Below are 17163 nucleotides of genomic sequence, written 5' to 3' on the forward strand. Positions count from 1 at the left end.
CCCTTCACGGGCGCGGCAAGGCGTGCCAAAAGGCCGCCAGTGTTGCGTATTCCCGGCTGACCATGACTCCCCTCGACCCCGCCCTCCGCATCCGTCCCGCCGTCGACGCCGACGGCCCGGCCATGGCCGACCTGATCCGCGCCGTCTTCGCCGAATACGACGACTGCCCTTTCGTGCCGGAGGAATTCCCGGAGCTGGAGGCGCCCGCGACCCACTACGGGCCGCGCAAGGGCGGCGTCCTCTGGGTGGTGGAGCGCGAGGGGCCGGACGGCTCGCGCCGGATCGTCGGCTCCCTCGCGGTCACGCCTCACGCCGAACGCTACACGTTCGAGCTGTTCAAGGTCTATGTGGCTGCGGACGAGCGCGGGCAGGGCCTCTCGGCCCGCCTCCTGTGCGACGCCATGACCTACGCCCGGGAGCGGGGCGGGCGCAGGATGGTGCTCTGGAGCGACACGCGCTTCAAGCGGGGCCACGCCTTCTACCGCAAGCATGGCTTCCGCCAGCTGCCCGGCATCCGGGCGCTGCACGACGTGGGGCGCTCTTTCGAATACGCATTCGCGCGCGACATCGGGCAGGCCTAGCCCCGGGGGGCTTTCGGCCCGCGCCCGTTCGGGGTAAAAGGCGACCCGCGCTCCCGCGGACAGGATCCGGGAAGACGCGACCAGCCGGTTGAGCGCCGGCGCGAGAGGCCGGAGCCGCGCATAGCGCGGCGCCACGCGACTGCGGGCGTTGTCCCGCCGGGTTAACCAACCCCCGACCAGACGAAAAAACTGCAAAGCTCCCGCTGCGCGCGTTCTTGACAGCCCGGACAGGGCTGCTTATCTCCGCTTCACCCTGGCTGGCACTCACCGATTGAGAGTGCTAACAGGCCATCGTTTCTTGCCAGCTTCAGCGCTTCGTGCGCGTCGCCAAGAGGAAGACACACATGAAGTTCCGTCCCCTGCACGACCGCGTCGTCGTCCGCCGCCTCGAGTCGGAGGAGAAGACCAAGGGCGGCATCATCATCCCCGACACCGCCAAGGAGAAGCCCCAGGAGGGCGAGGTCGTGGCGGTTGGCCCGGGCGCCCGGGACGAGAGCGGCAAGCTCGTCGCCCTCGACGTGAAGGCCGGCGACCGCGTCCTGTTCGGCAAGTGGTCGGGCACCGAGGTCAAGATCGACGGTCAGGACCTCCTGATCATGAAGGAGTCCGACATCATGGGCATCGTCGCCTGATCGGACTTTCCCGCGCCTTCCCCTGATTTCATCCAATAGGAGCTCAACGTCATGGCTGCCAAAGACGTTCGCTTTTCCTCTGACGCCCGCGAGAAGATGCTGCGCGGCGTGGACATCCTCGCCAACGCCGTCAAGGTGACCCTCGGCCCGAAGGGCCGCAACGTCGTCATCGAGAAGTCCTTCGGCGCTCCCCGCATCACCAAGGACGGCGTCACCGTCGCCAAGGAGATCGAGCTCGAGGACAAGTTCGAGAACATGGGCGCGCAGATGGTGCGCGAAGTGGCCTCGAAGACCAACGACATCGCCGGCGACGGCACCACGACCGCCACGGTTCTCGCCCAGGCGATCGTGAAGGAAGGCGCCAAGGCCGTTGCGGCCGGCATGAATCCGATGGACCTGAAGCGCGGCGTTGATCTCGCCGTGACCGCGGCCCTCGAGGACATCAAGAACCGCGCCCGCAAGGTCGCCTCCTCCGCCGAGGTCGCGCAGGTCGGCACCATCTCGGCCAACGGCGACAGCGCCATCGGCGAGATGATCGCCCAGGCCATGCAGAAGGTCGGCAACGAGGGCGTGATCACGGTTGAGGAGGCGAAGACCGCCGAGACCGAGCTCGACGTCGTCGAGGGCATGCAGTTCGACCGCGGCTACCTCTCCCCGTACTTCATCACGAACGCGGAGAAGATGGTCGCCGAGCTCGAGGACCCCTACATCCTCATCCACGAGAAGAAGCTGTCGTCGCTCCAGGCGATGCTGCCGATCCTCGAGGCGGTGGTGCAGACCGGCAAGCCGCTGCTGATCATCGCCGAGGACATCGAGGGCGAGGCTCTCGCCACCCTGGTGGTCAACAAGCTGCGCGGCGGCCTGAAGGTCGCGGCCGTGAAGGCTCCGGGCTTCGGCGATCGCCGCAAGGCCATGCTCGAGGACATCGCGATCCTGACCGCCGGTCAGATGATCGCCGAGGATCTGGGCATCAAGCTGGAGAACGTCTCACTCAACATGCTGGGCCGCGCCAAGCGCGTCCGCATCGAGAAGGAGAACACCACGATCGTCGACGGCGCCGGCCAGCGCTCCGACATCGAGGCCCGCGTTTCCCAGATCAAGGCCCAGATCGAGGAGACCACCTCCGACTACGACCGTGAGAAGCTCCAGGAGCGTCTCGCCAAGCTCGCTGGCGGCGTCGCGGTGATCCGTGTCGGCGGCGCGACCGAGGTCGAGGTGAAGGAGAAGAAGGACCGCGTTGACGACGCGCTCAACGCCACCCGCGCTGCGGTGGAAGAGGGCATCGTCCCCGGCGGCGGCACGGCTCTGCTGCGCGCCAAGGGTGCCGTCTCGGCCCTCAAGTCGGACAACGCCGACGTCCAGGCCGGCATCAACATCGTGATGAAGGCTCTCGAGGCCCCCATCCGCCAGATCGTCGAGAACGCCGGCGTGGAAGGCTCGATCGTGGTCGGCAAGATCGGCGAGAACTCCTCGAACACCTACGGCTTCAACGCCCAGACGGAGAAGTTCGTGGACATGCTCGAGGCCGGCATCGTCGACCCGGCGAAGGTCGTCCGCACGGCTCTCCAGGACGCGGCTTCGGTCGCCGGCCTGCTGATCACCACCGAGGCCATGGTCGCGGAGCTCCCGAAGGAGAAGCCCGCCATGCCGATGGGCGGCGGCGGCGGCATGGGCGGCATGGACTTCTAAGTCCAAAGCCGCTCGGGTCTCCGAGCTGATACGAGAAGGGCGGCCGCGAGGCCGCCCTTTTTGGTTTCAGGCAGGTTTTGAGGGGGAGAACCCCGACCCCAGCGCAGGCGCTCGGATCCGCATGCTCTACGCCGCCCTTGCGAGGAGCGCAGCGACGAAGCAATCCATGAGAGGTCGGGCCTTTACCTTCCGGATCGCTGCGCTGCCCGCGCAATCACGGCAAGGAGGACGCGCGATCGCGCGCAGCGCCACCCTCCCCTGGAGGGGGAGGGTCGGCCCGCAGGGCCGGGGTGGGGTGGCGGCGCCACAAACGCCAATCTCAACGAATTGAACGCGCCCTCGCCGGGCGCGCGTCACCCCACCCCGCCGGCCTTCGGCCGTCGACCCTCCCCCTCAAGGGGAGGGTTCACCACACCAGTTTGTCGATCGCTGCGGTCGGCCGCACCGTTGCGCCAGCCAGGAGCTTCGCAAGCCCCTCTTCGTGAAGCGGACGGTCCGCGATGCCGAGCTCGTGGGTGTGGATGCCGCGCGCCACGAACAGGGAGGAGCAGCCCAGCAGGTTGGCCCCGGCCACGTCCGTGCGCAGGGCGTCGCCGATGGCGAGGATGCGCTCCACCGGCGTGCGTTCCTTGCGGATGGAGGCGGCGATGTCGCGCGCGGCCTTGTAGATCGGCGCATGCGGCTTGCCGGCGTAAAGGGTGGGGCCCCCGATGGCCTCATAGGCCTCGGCCAGCGCGCCGGCGCAGTAGATGAGGTCGCTGCCGCGCTCCACCACCAGGTCCGGGTTGGCGCACACGAACGGCAGGTCCCGCGCCTTGGCCTTGGCCAGAAGTTCCCGGTAGTCCGCCGGCGTCTCGGTCTCGTCGTCGATAAGGCCGGTGCACACCAGCAGCTCCGCCTCTTCCAGCGGCGCCTGCTTGGCTGACAAGCCCCGGAACAGCGGCGCGTCCCGATCCGGGCCCAGCCAGTAGTAGGGCGCGCCCGCCCGCTCCTCCAGCATGGACCGGGTGACGTCGCCGGATGTCACCGCGCCGTCCCAGGCGGAACGGACGACCCCGAGCTGGTCGAGATGCGGCACGACGGACAGGGCAGGCCGCGGCGCGTTGGACACCAGCACCACCGTCCCGCCGCCTTCGCGGAAGCGCGTCAGCGCCTCGCCGGCGCCCGGATGGGCCCGCAGGCCGTCATGCAGCACGCCCCAAATGTCGCAGAGGATCAGGTCGAACTGGCCGATCCAGTCGCGCACGCCGTCGAGGATGGGGGGCAGGGCAGGGGACGCGTTCATGGCTCACCGGGCTGGCGCGGCGACGCCGCAGCAGGAACAGGGAAGGGGAGATGCACGGGCGGTTACCGGCGCCCGTCCCCCGCGTCAAGTTTTCGAGGCGCGGCGGCATGGCCCATCTTGGCTTCGGCGGGCGTTTCGAACCATGCTGGCAGACTTGGCGGCGCGAGGAGGGAGACGCTGCACCATGCGCATCGGCCTTTTCGCGGCCGCGATGAGCGCCATGGCGTCCGGCCAGGCGCAGGCCGAACTCCTGAAGCTGCACGCCCCTGTCGGCTGCCGGCTGGGCGAGACCTGCTTCGTCCAGAACTACGTCGACGACGACCCCGCGCCCGGCGCCGTGAAGGACTACCAGTGCGGCGCCCAGACCTATGACGGCCATGACGGGGTCGACTTCCGCCCCCCATCGCTAGCCGGGCCCGATGGGCCCACTCCCGTACTCGCCGCGGCGTCGGGCACGGTCCTGCGCGTGCGCGACGGCGTGGAGGACGTCTCGGTCAAGGCTCGGGGCCGAGAGGCGGTGGCTGGACAAGAGTGCGGCAACGGGGTGGTGATCGACCACGGAGCCGGTTGGTCCACCCAATACTGTCATATGCTGAAAGGCAGCCTCGCCGTACGCCCAGGCGACAGGGTCGGCGCCGGACAGCGCCTCGGGTCCGTGGGGATGTCGGGACTGGCCGAGTTTCCGCACCTGCACCTGACCGTCCGGCAGGACGGCAGGCCCGTGGATCCCTTCGCGTATGGAGCGCCCGCCGGCAACTGCGGAGCGGGTCAGCCTCTCTGGGACGAGGCTGCTCGGAAAGGACTGGCCTATCGTCAGGACGCGCTGCTCAACGCAGGCTTCGCGGATGGCCCCGTGACGACTGACGGGCTCAATCTGGGCCAAGTCCGAACGCCCACTGCCGGGTCCGCCGCGCTCGTCGCCTATGTTCGGCTCATCGCGCTGCGCGAGGGCGACGCGCTCGATCTGCGCCTGATGGATCCCGCCGGCGCGACGATCGCCGAGCGGCAGGAGCCCTCCCTGGCGCGCAGCCAGGCCGAGCGCATGCTGTTCATCGGCCGCAAGCGCCCGGAAGGCGGTTTCGCTCCCGGCGCCTGGACCGCCCGGTGTCGCGTGCTTCGAAACGGACAGGCGGTGCTGGACCGCACCTTCTCCATCACGCTCTGAGGCCAGGCTCCGGGAAGCGTTCACCCTGGCGGGCGAAGAGGGTCGCGTCCCCGCGCGCCTCCTGCTATGTCGACCTGCCGCAATCCGCAGGACAGGGCTCAATGGACCGCACGCCACAGGATCTGGCCGAAGCGCTCGTCGCGAGCTTCGGTGACGCCGGCTACGGCCGGGTCGAGCCGCCCGTGCTGCAGCCCGCCGACGTGTTCCTCGACCTGTCGGGCGAGGATATCCGCGCGCGCATGTTCGTGACGATGGACGCCGCCGGCCATGAGTGGGCGCTGCGGCCCGAATACACGATCCCCGTCGCCCGGGCCTACCTGGCCTCGCCCGGCGCGGCCGAGCCGGCCGCCCTTTCCTATGGCGGCCCCGTGTTCCGCCTGCGCGCCGGCGAGAGCGGGGAGTTCTGGCAGGCCGGCATCGAAAGCTATGGCCGCCCGGACGCGGAGGCCGCCGACGCCGAGGTCCTCGGGATTGCGGTCGAGGCGGTGAGCGCGCTCGGCCTGCGCAAGCCGGAGATCCGGCTGGGCGACGTCGGACTGTTCACGGCCCTCCTCGACGCGCTCGCGTTGCCCCCCGTCCGCGCCCGCCAGCTGCGCCGGGCCTACGCGCAGGGGCAACTCGCCGCCGCCCTCACGCAGGATTTCTCCGTCGCCAGCGCCGTGGGCGGCGAGCACGCCGGCCTCTTGCGCGCCGTGCAAGGACAGGACCCCAAGGCGGCGCGCGCCTTCGTGGAGGACGTGCTCAACATCGCGGGCATCTCGACGGTGGGCGGCCGCAGCGCCGCCGAAATCGCGGAGCGCTTCCTGGCCCGCGCCGAGGCGGACGCCGATGGCGGCGTCTCCGCCGAGGCCATCGCGGTGCTGAAGCGCTTCGCCGCGATCGCCGGCGACCCGGACGCAGCCTCGGCGCAGATTCGCAAGCTGGCGGGCGAGGCGGGCCTCGACATCGCCCCGGTGCTCGACAGCTTCGACGCCCGCACGGGCTTCATCGCCGCTCGGGGCGTGGATGTGGGCGCAGTCGCCTTCTCGGCCGCCTTCGGACGCAACCTGGACTACTACACGGGCGTGGTCTTCGAGATCCGCGATGGCTCGAAGGCGGACGCCAAGCCCATCGTGGGCGGCGGCCGCTACGACCGCCTGCTTCAGACGCTCGGCGCGTCCCACCCCATCCCGGCCGTCGGCTGCTCCGTCTGGCTCGACCGTCTCGCAGGAGCGCTGGCATGACCGACGCGCCGCTGATCCTCGCCGTTCCTTCCAAGGGCCGGCTGCAGGAGAACGCCTTCGCCTTCTTCAAGCGCGCCGGCCTGCCGCTGTCGCAGGGCCGCGGCGCCCGTGACTATCGGGGCGTCATCGCCGGCGTGCCGGACGTGGAGGTGCTGTTCCTCTCCGCTTCCGAGATCGCCCGCGAGCTCGCCGCCGGAGGCGCCCATCTCGGCATCACCGGTGAGGACCTGATCCGCGAATCCCTGCCGGACGCGGACGAGAAGCTGGAGCTGCTGACCCCGCTCGGCTTCGGCCACGCCAACGTGGTCGTTGCGGTGCCCCAGGCCTGGATCGACGTGCGCCGCATGGCGGACCTGGAGGACGTCGCCTCCGTGTTCCGCACGCGGCACGGCCACAAGATGCGCGTCGCCACCAAATACGTGAACCTGACGCGCGCCTTCTTCGCCCAGCATGGCGTCGCCGACTACCGCATCGTGGAAAGCCTTGGCGCCACCGAGGGCGCGCCGGCCTCCGGCGCGGCGGAGCTCATCGTCGACATCACCACCACGGGCGCGACGCTCGCCGCCAACGCGCTCAAGGTCATCGACGACGGCGTGATGCTGAAGAGCGAGGCCAACCTGGTGGCCTCCACGCGCGCGCCCTGGAGCGAGCGCGCCCGCCGGGCCGTGCGCTCCATCCTCGCCCGCATCGCCGCGGAGGAGGAGGCCCGCACGACCCGCGAGGTCGCGGCCGCGCTGCCCCATGCGTCCGTCGGCTCAGCCGCCCTGGAGCCGTTCTCCGCCCGCTTGCTCCAGCGAGACGAAGCCTCGGGTCTGGTCACGCTCCAGTGCCCCGTGTCCCAGATCTTCGGCCTCTCCGAAGCCTTGGTGGCCCAGGGCGCGACCCGGGTGGCCGTGCGGCAGAACGAATACGTGTTCGCCGCCTCCAACCCGCTCATCGAAAAGCTTGAGTGCCGCATCGGCCCCGCGGCCTGACCGGAAACGCGCGACCGCAAGGTCTCTCGGGGCCGCGCGTCGCGGCGTCGCGCGCCATTGCGGCGGCGCTTTCGGCTGACTATGCTCCGCCGCCATTCCATAGGGGACCCGTGACTATGCTTCGCCGCTCGCACTCCGCCCGCCTCGCCGTCCTGGCCGCCGTCGCCGCCGTTGCGGGCGCCGGGCCCGCCCTGGCGCAGCACAAGGCGACTGCAAGGCCGGAGGCGCCGCAGCAAGGCGGGGTCGTCGTCCCCAAGCCCCAGAAGGTCTTCCCCACCAACGTCCAGTGGACGCTCTACAGCATGGGCGGACGCACCTTCAACACCGGCGAGCGGCCCTCCATCATGCTGGACGGCCAGTTCCGCGCCCGCGGATTCGGCGGCTGCAACAACTTCTCGGCGACTGCCTATCCGCTTCAGGCCCAGCACTTCGCCGTGGGGCCGATCGCCGCCACCAAGAAGGCCTGCGAGAAGGGCGTCATGGAGACGGAAAAGGCCTTCCTGGTCGCCTTCCGCACCGCCCAGACCTGGGACGTCAAGGACGGCTACCTGATCATCCAGAGCGCCCACGGCGAACTGAAGTTCCAGCGCTCCATCTGAACCTGCCGTCATAGGAGCGCAGCGACGAAGCGATCCAGGCCAAACGGGCCGCCCTCCTGGATCGCTTCGCCGCGCTCGCGATGACGGAGCGCGCGGCCCGCTACGCGCTTTCCTTCTGCGCCACGTCCTCGACCGTGAACTGATCGCCCTTGGGCGCCATCGCAACGTGTCGCTTGTGCATGCCGATGAGCGTCGAGCGGTGTCCGATGGACACCACGGTCGTTTGCGGCAGGCGCTCCGCCAGCATCTTGTAGAGCGCGGCCTCGCCAAGCTCGTCGAGCGCCGAAGTCGCCTCGTCGAGGAACAGCCAGTCGGGCTTGGCCAGCAAGGCGCGCGCGATCGACAGTCGCTGCTGCTCGCCGCCGGAGAGCCGCTGCGGCCAAACGTCCTCGTCGTCCAGCCGGTCCACCAGCGCCGGCAGCCGCGCGGCGACCAGCGCGTCGCGGATGTCCGCATCCTCGAACGTGCCGCTCGCCGCCGGATAGGTGACGGCGGCCCGAAGCGAGCCCATGGGGATGTAGGGCCGCTGCGGCAGGAGCATCACGCTCTGCCCCTCCGGCACGGTGATGCGCCCGGCCCCATAGGGCCAGATGCCGGAGAGCGCGCGCAGCAGCGTCGACTTTCCCGAGCCCGAGGGGCCCGTGATGAGGGTCGACTCGTGCGGCCGGAACACGAGGCGGTCGATGCGCACGATGGTGCGGCCGTCGGGCAGTCCCAGGTCCAGGTCGTCGACATGCACCTCGGTGCGGCCCGCCATGGGCGAGACCTCCACCCGCGGCGGCTCGCGGCCGAGCAGGTCGGCCTTGGCGATCGCCTCGTTGAAGGTGCCGAGGCGGTTTACCACGGACTGGTACTCGGCCAGGCTGACGTAGTAGCTGACGAAGTAGTTGAGCGCCCCCTCCACGTTCCCGAACGCGCCTGCCGTCTGGGACATAGCGCCGAGCGTGACTTTCCCGGAGAAGTAGAAGGGCGCCACGATCACGTAAGGGATGATCGGGCTCACCTGCCCGTAGGCCGCCGTGAAGGCGATCAGCCGCTTCCGCACCGTTACGATCTGCCAGAAGTTCGCCAGCACCGAGCCGAAGCGGCCCATGACCATGCGGCGCTCCGTGGGCTCGCCGTCCAGGAGCGCGATCTGCTCGGAATATTCGCGCAGGCGCGCCAGGGAGAAGCGGAAGTCGGCTTCATAGCGCTGCTGGGCGAAGTTCAGCGGCGTCAGCGTGCGGCCGATCAGGTGCGTGATCAGCGTGCCCAGGCCCGCATAGAGCAGCGCCACCCAGAACAGGAATCCAGGCACCGCCAGGTCCAGCCCCGGGATGGTGAAGTTCGCCGACAGGTTCCACAGGATGATGGAGAACGACACCAGCGAGCTCAGGGTCGCGAGCAGCGTGATCGACAGGTCGTAGGTGCCGAAGGCCGCGCCCCGCGACCCGCCGATGAACTGCTTGATGTCCTCGGCGATGCGCTGGTCGGGGTTGTCCGCCCCGGACCCGGCCAGCACCATGCGATAGTGGTGGTGCCCGTCGAGCCAGTGCGTCGCGATGTCGTCGGTGAGCCACCGCCGCCACCGGATCACGAGGCCGGACTGCACCACGTACTCGATGATGCCGCTCGCGATGTACACGAAGGCCCAGAACATGAAGACGGTGAAGAGCAGCGACCAGAAGGCCGTGGCGTTCTTCTCCTGAATGGCGTTGAACCAGTCGCGGTTAAAGAACGACAGGCGCACGGAGATGCCGACCTGCGCCTGGTTGATCACCACCAGGAAGGTGATGGCCGCCGCGGCGAGCCGGCGCTCGTGCACCTGCCGGACCCCGAATGGCCAGATCCGGACCGTGCCGACGTCCCGCGTCCCGAAGTAGCGGTCGGCGATGTCGGTCACGGCGCGCACCTTGTTCAGGTGCGAGCAGGCCCAGACCAGGATGCCGAAGACGCTGACGGTGAGCGGGAGGCTCGAGGGGAGCGCCATCTCGGCCATGGACTCGGGCCACCACTCCCCAAGAACCAGCAGCACCGCAAGCGTCGAGAGCACGTACTCGACGCCGAAGATCGCCACGAAGATGCGCAGGAACACCGAGATCGAGGCCGAAGCCCATGTGGCGCCCGCGAGCAGCAATCCGGCCACCGCGAGTCCCGCCGCCGTGCCGCTTCGCGCCGTCGCGGCGAACACGCCGGCCGCAATGGCCGCGAGAAGGACAGCCAGGGCGAGCGGCTTCAGCTTGGATTGGTGCATCGGGGGTCTGTCTCCCAGCGCCGGCGGCGCGAACGGCGCGCAGCCTTAGCACGCCCAGGCCACGAACCGAAGAGAGCGGGCAGGACAGGGAGTCGCGGTCCGCTTTCCTTGGCGGACGGGCCAGCGTGAGGGCGACGCCGCCGGCATGGCTGCTGGGAATCAGCTGGCTGGGGAGCGGAAGGAAAGGCCGTCATCCCCGGCCGGAGCGCCACAGGCGCGGAGGGGAAGGGGATCCAGGGGCAAAGCGCGTCCCCTGGATCCCTTGCCGGCGCTGCGCGCCGCCGGGGAAGGCGGTTGGCGCATTCAGATTGAATCGACGTCCCTCCCCCGCAGGGCGGGAGAGGGCCCGGCCGCTCACGCTTTACGCGACGGCCTTGATGATCTTGCCGAGCTTGTCGACCAATTCGCCGATCTGCTCCTCCGAGATGATCAGCGGCGGGGTGACGGCGATGGTCTCGCCCGTGATGCGGATCATCAGGTCGTGGTCGCGGAAGCCGAGGTCCATGGCTTCGAAAGCGCGCTTGCCGACCGCGTCGGGCTTCGACGCGAGGTCGATCGCGCCGACAAGCCCGATGGCCCGGATGTCGAGCACGTTGGGCAGCCCTTTCAGGGACATCATGGCGTCGATCCACTTCGGCTCCAGAGCGCGGGCGCGCTCGAAGAGCTGCTCCTCGCGATACAGGTCCAGCGTGGCGAGCCCGGCGGCGGCCGCCAGCGGGTGGCCCGAATAGGTGTAGCCGTGGAACAGCTCGATGACGCTGTCCGGCCCATTCATGAAGGCGTCGTAGATGCCCTTGCGGGCGATCACGCCGCCCATCGGCACCGTGCCCGAGTTCACCGCCTTGGCGAAGGTGATCATGTCCGGAACGACGCCGTAGCGCTCCGCCGCGAAGGCGTAGCCCAGGCGGCCGAACCCGGAGATCACCTCGTCGAAGATCAGCAGGATGCCGTGCTTGTCGCAGATCTCGCGCAGGCGCTTGAGGTATCCCTTCGGAGGCGGCAGGACGCCCGTCGAGCCGGCCATCGGCTCCACGATCACGGCCGCGACCGTGGAGGCGTCGTGCAGGGTGACGATGCGCTCCAGCTCGTCCGCGAGATGCGCGCCCCATTCGGGCTCGCCGCGCGAGAAGGCCTGCTCGGCCCGGTTATAGGTGTGCGGCAGGTGGTCGACGCCCGCCAGCAGAGACCCGAAGAACTTGCGGTTGCTGACGATGCCGCCCACCGAGATGCCGCCGAAGCCGACACCATGGTAGCCGCGCTCGCGGCCGATCAGGCGCGTCTTCTGGCCCTGTCCCTTCACATTCCAGTAGGCGAGGGCGATCTTCAGCGCCGTGTCGACGGCCTCCGAGCCTGAATTGGCGAAGAACACGTGGTCGAGGTCGGCCGGCGCCAGCGCCGCGATGCGCGAGGCCAGCTGGAACGCCTTGGGGTGTCCGAACTGGAAGGCGGGTGAATAGTCGAGTTCGGCGGCCTGCTTCTGGATCGCCTCGACGATGGGCTTGCGGCCATGGCCGGCGTTGCAGCACCACAGGCCGGCGACGCCGTCGAGGATCTTGCGCCCCTCGGGCGTGACGTAGTGCATGTCCTTCGCGCCGGCGATCATGCGCGGGTTCTTCTTGAACGCGCGGTTGGCCGTGAAGGGCATCCAGAAGGCGTCGAGGTCGTTCGGCGCCAGGTCGCGGCCGGACAGGTGATCGTGAGCAAGGGACATCGGGGCCTCCGAGCGGTCGGACGACGAAGCGTGACGGATCGGAGAAGCCTAGCAGGGCGCCCGGGCGCACGGAAGCGCGCGGCACGCGTGGTGGCTGCGAATGTGCGGCGCCCCGCCGCAGCAATTTCGCAGATTCTGCGCAGGGAGGGGCGTTTCGCGCCCCATCCGCGTCAGGCGAGCGGAACGGCCTCGTAGCCCGCCTTCGTGATGGCCTCGGCCAGGCCGTGCGGGTCGGCGCTCGTCCGGGCGTTCACGCGGGCGTTCGGCAGGTCAACGCTGACTTCCGCGTTCGGGTCCAGGCGCTTCACGACGCGGGTCACCGCGTTGGCGCATCCGCCGCAGGTCATGCCCTTCACGGCGAGCACCACGTCCGGCGCGGATTGGGTGGAATCGGTCATGGGTCGCTCCAGTGAATGCCGGGGGCTGAACACACATAGGCGCCCCCCGCCTCGTCGCCAAGCGGCCTTCCGGCGGCGTTTGCATGGGATAAGCGGGCGGCGACCGCCTTCGAGGGCCCGAAACGCCCTTTTCCAGGCGCCGCGGTTGCGACACTGTGCGGCCGAATGCATCGGCGCTGGGCGGGTTCGGACCGCGATTCGCAGCGCCAAACGGAATGACGTCTGCGCCCGTGACCGAGAGGCTGGAACCCATCGCCATCTTCGCCGCCATCGCGGGGGTGTCCGTCGCCGTGGCCATGACGGTCTGGTCCGGCATGGGTGCGCCGTGGCCCTGGGCGGCGCTCGCCGGCATAGCGGCCTCGGTCGGCATGCTGGCCGTTGCGGCGCGCCTGCGCCGCGGGGCGGCCCTGGACGGCGCGGACAAGGCGCGCATCGCCGCCCTGGAGGCCGAGCTTGCCGCCGTGCGGGAGCGCCTCCTCGCCGCCGAGGAGCGCATGGGCGTGCTGGACAACGCCATTGTGGAGTACAGCCGCAAGACCGTCAGCGCTGTCGCCAACGAGCTCGACATGGTGGGCGCGGTCGTGCGTGACCTGGCCCAGGCGGTCGCGCTTCACGACGCAGAGCTCTTCAAGGCGGAAGCAGAGCCCGAGCCAACGCCCCCAAGCTTCACGCCCCAGCCTGCCCAGCGCCCATGGGGCGACGCCGCGAGCCGTGGCCCGGAGCCGCGCGCGCCGCGCCCGCGGCTCTCGCCCGGCGAGGCGGACATCGCCGCCAAGGCCATCCTGCAGGAGCATATCGAGCTCTATCTGCAGCCGGTGATGGGCATGCCCCACCGCAAGGTCTCGCTCTACGAGACCCGCGCGCGCGTCCGCCTGCCGGACGGCGCCTTCCTGGAGATGCCCGATCTGGTCGCGGTCGCCCAGGCCCGCGATCTCGCCGCCCGGCTCGACGCCTTCCTGCTGGCCAACGTCGTCAAGGTGGCCCGCCATCTGCTGGCGCGCGGCCGGGACGTCCCCGTGTTGTGCGCCCTGACGACTCGGGCTCTGGTCGATCCCACGCTGTATCAGGCGCTGGTGGCCCTGCAGGCCGCCGAGCGCCCGCTGGTGGGGCGCCTCGTGTTCCAGTTCTCGCTCGATGCGGTCCGCGGCTTCGGCGCGCTCGAACTGGAGGGCCTGGAGGCCATTCGCGAACTCGGCTTCCGCTTCGCGGTCCGGGACGTGGAGGACCTGAGGATCGATTCCCGCGCCCTGTTCGAGCGGGGCTTCCGCTTCCTGAGCGCGCCCGCGACGCTGCTGCTCGCCGCCCAGAGCGGCGCCGTGTCGACGGACATCCATCCGGCGGACCTGTCCGGCCTGCTCGCCCGGCACGGGCTCGCGCTGATCGTCGAAGATGTCGCCCTCGAAGAGATCGTCGTCGACCTGGGCGATTTCGGCGTGTCGCTCGCTTCGGGCGAACTGTTCGGAGGCCCGCGGCCGGTCCGGTCCGAGGTGCTGGCCGACAAGCCCGCGCCCCGGCCAGAGCCGCCAGCCTCCGTTCAGCGCCAGCCCGCGGGCCCCTATGCCGCAGCCCGCCAGGTCGAGCCGCAGCCGACGCCGCCTGCGCCGATGCCGCCACCCGACACCGCATTGGCCGCCCTTGCGCGCGAGCTCGGCATCGCGCGTGGCGTGAGCCCGACGCCCCAGCAGCCGGCCCCTGCGCCTGGGACCGTCCAGTCGACTGGGGCCACGGACCAGATGCGGCAGTCGCTGCGCGCCTTCCTGAAGCGCGGCGCCGCAGGGTAGCGCCGGCGCCGCCTCAGGCGTGGCGCGCCAGCACTCTGCGGACGCCCGCGACCAGCTCCGCTTCGGGGACTTCGATCTGCGCCTCGGCCTGCATGGCCAGATAGGTCTCGCGGTCGGGCGCGCTGGCCAGCTTGGCTCCGAGCACGAGATCCTTGATCTGCACGGTCCCCTTCTCGCGCTCGTTCGAGCCCTGGATCACCACGCACACGCTGCCGCGCTTGTCCGCGTATTTCATCTGCGCGTTCATCTTGCCGGCGCCCAGATACAGCTCGGCGCGGATTCCCTCCTGGCGGAGCCCCGCGACGAGCCTCTGGTAATGGGCGGTCTGATCCGGATCCATCACGAGCACGACCACCGGGCCGCGCCCCGACTGCTCATTCACCTGGCCCAGCGCCTTCAGGGCCGCCAGCAGGCGGGAAACCCCGATGGAGAAGCCCGTCGCCGGCACGGGCTCGCCACGAAAGCGGGCCACGAGCCCGTCATAGCGCCCGCCGCCCGCCACGGAGCCGAAGCGGACGGGGCGGCCGTCCTCGTCCTTCACCTCGAACGTGAGTTCGCCTTCGTAGACAGGGCCGGTGTAATACTCGAGGCCCCGCACCACGGACGGGTCGATCACCACGCGCCCGTCCGCGTAGCCGGCGGCGGCCACGAGTTCGGCGATCTGGCCGAGTTCGGACACGCCCTCGGTCCCGCGGGCGGATCCCCCAACGACGTCGCCCAACGCCGCGATGGTGGCGCACGCCGTCTCGCGCTTGGCCTCCGTGAAGGCCAGCACGCGCGCGATCGCATCCTCGGGCAGCCCCGCCCCCTTGGTGAAGTCGCCGCTCGGGTCCATGCGGCCGGGGCCCAGCAGGTCGCGCACGCCCTGCGGGCCCACCTTGTCCAGCTTGTCGATGGCGCGCAGCACCGTGAGCCGGCGTCCGGCGTTCTCGTCGCCGGCGAGGCCGATCGCCTCCAGCACGCCGTCGAGCACCTTGCGGTTGTTGACCTTCACCACATACTGCCCGCGCGGCACGCCGACCTTCTCCAGCGTGTCCGCCATCAGCATCGCGGCTTCGGCGTCCGCCGCGACAGTGGGCGCGCCCACGGTGTCCGCGTCGAACTGCATGAACTGGCGGAAGCGCCCGGGGCCGGGCTTCTCGTTGCGGAACACCCAGCCGCAGCGGTAGCTGCGATAGGGCTTGGAGAGGCTGTCGAAGCGCTCCGCCACCGACCGCGCCAGCGGCGCAGTGAGGTCGTAGCGCAGCGAGAGCCACTGGTCGTCGTCGTCCTGGAACGAGAACACGCCTTCGTTTGGCCTGTCCTGGTCGGGCAGGAACTTGCCCAAGGCTTCCGTGTACTCGATGAACGGCGTCTCGACCGCCTCGAACCCGTAGAGCTCGAACGTGTCCCGGATGGCGGCCAGCATGCGCTCGGTCGCCGCGATGTCGGCGGGGCCGCGATCGGCGAGGCCGCGCGGCAGGCGCGCCTTCACGCGGGTGGACTTGTCGGTCTTGTCGGACATTGTCGGACGCCTAATCAGACAGGGAGTTGACCGCGTCCTAGAGCATTTCGGCCGCGAGCGGTACTCCGGTCATGCGCGGCGGGCGCATGCGGGTCGCCTCACTTCCAGTCGATGTCGTGATGCTCTTCGAAGATTTCGTCCACGCGCTGCTGGTCGTTGGCCTCGTCCGGGAAGGCGGGCCCGATCTCGGAGACTTCGTCCGCAGCCGGGGTGAAGTCGACCAGGTCGGGAACGTGGCGCGTGTTCACCATGGTGGCGAGGCGCGACAGCCGCCTCTCCATGGTCTGCAGCGTGGACTGGATGCGCCGGGCGCGCTGGCTGGCGAGATCCTGGAACGCGCAGGCGACGAAGATGGCCGTCATCTTCTCGGCGACGAAAGCCTTGTAAGCCTCCGGCGCCATGCCGGCGCCGGCGATCACCTCTTCGGCGGCGCCCATGATGGCGTTGGAGGACTTCTCCGTCCCATCCACGATGCACTCGAGCTCGCGGATGGCGACCGGGATGCGCTCCTTGGCGATCTCGTCCGCCCCGAGGCGCGCGATCTCCTGGCGAAGGAAGCGCAGGTAGTCCGCGGCGGCGTTCAACTCCCGCACGATGGGCGAACGGGAGCCTGCGGGCTCGCCCGCCAGGGCCTCCAGGCTGCGCGTCGGCCTGGGATGGGGACCGCGGGCCGTGGTTGCGTAGGCGATGGACAAGGCTGGCCGCGGAGGGCTGTCGGTCATGATGAACTCTGAAGCTGGGGCGCGGATCAGCGGTCCGCCGCGGATCCGCGCTGATCACATGCCGCAGACGGCCTCGATCTTGGACTTCAGCGTCTGGGCGTTGAAAGGCTTCACGATGTAGCTGCTGACGCCCGCCTTCTTCGCCGCGATCACGTTGTCGGTCTTCGACTCGGCCGTGACCATGATGAAGGGCGTGTCCTTGAGCTCGTCGTCCGCGCGCACGGTCTTCAGCAGCTCGTATCCGGTCATGGGCTCCATGTTCCAGTCCGAGATGACGAGACCGTACCGGCGCTGCCGCATCTTGGACATGGCCTGCACCCCGTCTGCGGCGTCGTCCACGTCCTCGAAGCCGAGTTGCTTCAAGAGGTTGCGGATGATGCGGACCATCGTCTGGTAATCATCGACGACGAGGATCGGCATCGAAGTCTCGAAGCCCATAACCTTCCCCCTGAAACGCCCACGAAAGTCCCGGCGTTGAAGAACGAAATGCCGGCGGCGGTGGCTTTACTCCGCGCAACCATAGGGATCCCGCATTGCGATCGCGTTAACGCAGCCGGGACGAGTTGATCGGGGCGGAAAGTCGAATAGCCGCCCTGTTCCGCGTTCGCCTACGGTGACCGGCGGAGTCTTGGGCGTCCCCCGATGTGTTTTTGAACAGGATTATCC

General features: G+C 69.6%; 15 protein-coding genes. 8 read left to right on the forward strand and 7 right to left on the reverse strand.

The features are described 5' to 3' along the window. Positions 1–62 precede the first annotated feature (62 nt). The 3 genes from SLNSH_RS12470 to groL all read left to right on the forward strand — a co-directional run bounded on the left by SLNSH_RS12470 (position 63) and on the right by groL (position 2902). Positions 63–581 carry a GNAT family N-acetyltransferase gene (locus SLNSH_RS12470; RefSeq protein ID WP_106337332.1) on the forward strand — a complete coding sequence of 173 codons (519 nt, stop codon included), beginning with the start codon at positions 63–65 and terminating at the stop codon, positions 579–581. Between the two features lie 344 nt (positions 582–925). Beyond that, the gene (gene groES / locus SLNSH_RS12475) at positions 926–1213 is read left to right on the forward strand and encodes a co-chaperone GroES (RefSeq protein WP_106337333.1); all 288 of its coding nucleotides are present in this window, start codon (positions 926–928) and stop codon (positions 1211–1213) included. Between the two features lie 51 nt (positions 1214–1264). After that, positions 1265–2902 (forward strand): chaperonin GroEL, encoded by a 1638-nt coding sequence (gene groL / locus SLNSH_RS12480; RefSeq protein ID WP_106337334.1) that lies wholly within the window; start codon positions 1265–1267, stop codon positions 2900–2902. 406 nt (positions 2903–3308) lie between these two features. Here groL and SLNSH_RS12485 read toward each other — a convergent pair whose 3' ends face one another. Then, positions 3309–4187, reverse strand: a complete 879-nt coding sequence (locus SLNSH_RS12485) for a TIGR01459 family HAD-type hydrolase (RefSeq protein WP_106337335.1) — start codon at positions 4185–4187, stop codon at positions 3309–3311. A 184-nt stretch (positions 4188–4371) separates the two neighbouring features. Between SLNSH_RS12485 and SLNSH_RS12490 the strand changes: the two genes are divergently transcribed. The 4 genes from SLNSH_RS12490 to SLNSH_RS12505 all read left to right on the forward strand — a co-directional run bounded on the left by SLNSH_RS12490 (position 4372) and on the right by SLNSH_RS12505 (position 8148). Continuing rightward, a complete protein-coding gene (locus SLNSH_RS12490; protein ID WP_106337336.1) occupies positions 4372–5352 on the forward strand; it encodes a M23 family metallopeptidase in 981 nt (326 codons plus the stop codon). A gap of 101 nt (positions 5353–5453) precedes the next feature. Then, the gene (locus tag SLNSH_RS12495; protein WP_106337337.1) at positions 5454–6575 is read left to right on the forward strand and encodes an ATP phosphoribosyltransferase regulatory subunit; all 1122 of its coding nucleotides are present in this window, start codon (positions 5454–5456) and stop codon (positions 6573–6575) included. Next, entirely contained in the window at positions 6572–7549 is a 978-nt protein-coding gene (hisG, locus tag SLNSH_RS12500) for an ATP phosphoribosyltransferase (protein WP_106337338.1), read from the forward strand. Before SLNSH_RS12495 ends, hisG begins: the two co-directional genes overlap by 4 nt. 116 nt (positions 7550–7665) lie before the next feature. After that, entirely contained in the window at positions 7666–8148 is a 483-nt protein-coding gene (locus SLNSH_RS12505; protein WP_106337339.1) for an META domain-containing protein, read from the forward strand. 100 nt (positions 8149–8248) lie between these two features. Here the strand turns inward: SLNSH_RS12505 and SLNSH_RS12510 are convergent, their stop codons facing one another. From SLNSH_RS12510 to SLNSH_RS12520, 3 genes are all read right to left on the reverse strand, one after another. Beyond that, entirely contained in the window at positions 8249–10381 is a 2133-nt protein-coding gene (locus SLNSH_RS12510; protein WP_106337340.1) for an ABC transporter ATP-binding protein/permease, read from the reverse strand. A 361-nt stretch (positions 10382–10742) separates the two neighbouring features. Further along, the gene (aptA, locus tag SLNSH_RS12515) at positions 10743–12092 is read right to left on the reverse strand and encodes an omega-aminotransferase AptA (protein WP_106337341.1); all 1350 of its coding nucleotides are present in this window, start codon (positions 12090–12092) and stop codon (positions 10743–10745) included. A gap of 170 nt (positions 12093–12262) precedes the next feature. Continuing rightward, positions 12263–12490 (reverse strand): heavy-metal-associated domain-containing protein, encoded by a 228-nt coding sequence (locus SLNSH_RS12520; protein ID WP_106337342.1) that lies wholly within the window; start codon positions 12488–12490, stop codon positions 12263–12265. Positions 12491–12720: 230 nt separating this feature from the next. On the opposite strand from SLNSH_RS12520, the gene SLNSH_RS12525 reads away from it, so the two are divergent. Next, complete coding sequence (locus SLNSH_RS12525; RefSeq protein ID WP_158266748.1) at positions 12721–14271, forward strand: EAL domain-containing protein; 1551 nt, start codon at positions 12721–12723, stop codon at positions 14269–14271. A gap of 13 nt (positions 14272–14284) precedes the next feature. Here the strand turns inward: SLNSH_RS12525 and hisS are convergent, their stop codons facing one another. From hisS to SLNSH_RS12540, 3 genes are all read right to left on the reverse strand, one after another. Further along, a complete protein-coding gene (hisS, locus tag SLNSH_RS12530) occupies positions 14285–15775 on the reverse strand; it encodes a histidine--tRNA ligase (RefSeq protein WP_106337344.1) in 1491 nt (496 codons plus the stop codon). Between the two features lie 98 nt (positions 15776–15873). Further along, the gene (locus SLNSH_RS12535; protein WP_106337345.1) at positions 15874–16497 is read right to left on the reverse strand and encodes a hypothetical protein; all 624 of its coding nucleotides are present in this window, start codon (positions 16495–16497) and stop codon (positions 15874–15876) included. Positions 16498–16551: 54 nt separating this feature from the next. Next, a complete protein-coding gene (locus SLNSH_RS12540; protein WP_106337346.1) occupies positions 16552–16935 on the reverse strand; it encodes a response regulator in 384 nt (127 codons plus the stop codon). Between the last annotated feature and the right edge of the window lie 228 nt (positions 16936–17163).

Origin of the sequence: Alsobacter soli (assembly GCF_003004785.1) — a bacterium.
GTDB classification, from domain to species: domain Bacteria; phylum Pseudomonadota; class Alphaproteobacteria; order Rhizobiales; family Beijerinckiaceae; genus Alsobacter; species Alsobacter soli.

Bases quoted from the DNA above. Each gene is read 5' to 3' on its own strand.
- groL (WP_106337334.1), top strand. From the start codon at position 1,265: ATGGCTGCCAAAGACGTTCGCTTTTCCTCTGACGCCCGCGAGAAGATG.
- SLNSH_RS12535 (WP_106337345.1), bottom strand. From the start codon at position 16,497: ATGACCGACAGCCCTCCGCGGCCAGCCTTGTCCATCGCCTACGCAACC.
- SLNSH_RS12490 (WP_106337336.1), top strand. From the start codon at position 4,372: ATGCGCATCGGCCTTTTCGCGGCCGCGATGAGCGCCATGGCGTCCGGC.
- SLNSH_RS12520 (WP_106337342.1), bottom strand. From the start codon at position 12,490: ATGACCGATTCCACCCAATCCGCGCCGGACGTGGTGCTCGCCGTGAAG.
- SLNSH_RS12505 (WP_106337339.1), top strand. From the start codon at position 7,666: ATGCTTCGCCGCTCGCACTCCGCCCGCCTCGCCGTCCTGGCCGCCGTC.
- SLNSH_RS12495 (WP_106337337.1), top strand. From the start codon at position 5,454: ATGGACCGCACGCCACAGGATCTGGCCGAAGCGCTCGTCGCGAGCTTC.
- aptA (WP_106337341.1), bottom strand. From the start codon at position 12,092: ATGTCCCTTGCTCACGATCACCTGTCCGGCCGCGACCTGGCGCCGAAC.
- SLNSH_RS12485 (WP_106337335.1), bottom strand. From the start codon at position 4,187: ATGAACGCGTCCCCTGCCCTGCCCCCCATCCTCGACGGCGTGCGCGAC.
- hisG (WP_106337338.1), top strand. From the start codon at position 6,572: ATGACCGACGCGCCGCTGATCCTCGCCGTTCCTTCCAAGGGCCGGCTG.
- SLNSH_RS12510 (WP_106337340.1), bottom strand. From the start codon at position 10,381: ATGCACCAATCCAAGCTGAAGCCGCTCGCCCTGGCTGTCCTTCTCGCG.
- SLNSH_RS12540 (WP_106337346.1), bottom strand. From the start codon at position 16,935: ATGGGCTTCGAGACTTCGATGCCGATCCTCGTCGTCGATGATTACCAG.
- groES (WP_106337333.1), top strand. From the start codon at position 926: ATGAAGTTCCGTCCCCTGCACGACCGCGTCGTCGTCCGCCGCCTCGAG.
- SLNSH_RS12470 (WP_106337332.1), top strand. From the start codon at position 63: ATGACTCCCCTCGACCCCGCCCTCCGCATCCGTCCCGCCGTCGACGCC.
- hisS (WP_106337344.1), bottom strand. From the start codon at position 15,775: ATGTCCGACAAGACCGACAAGTCCACCCGCGTGAAGGCGCGCCTGCCG.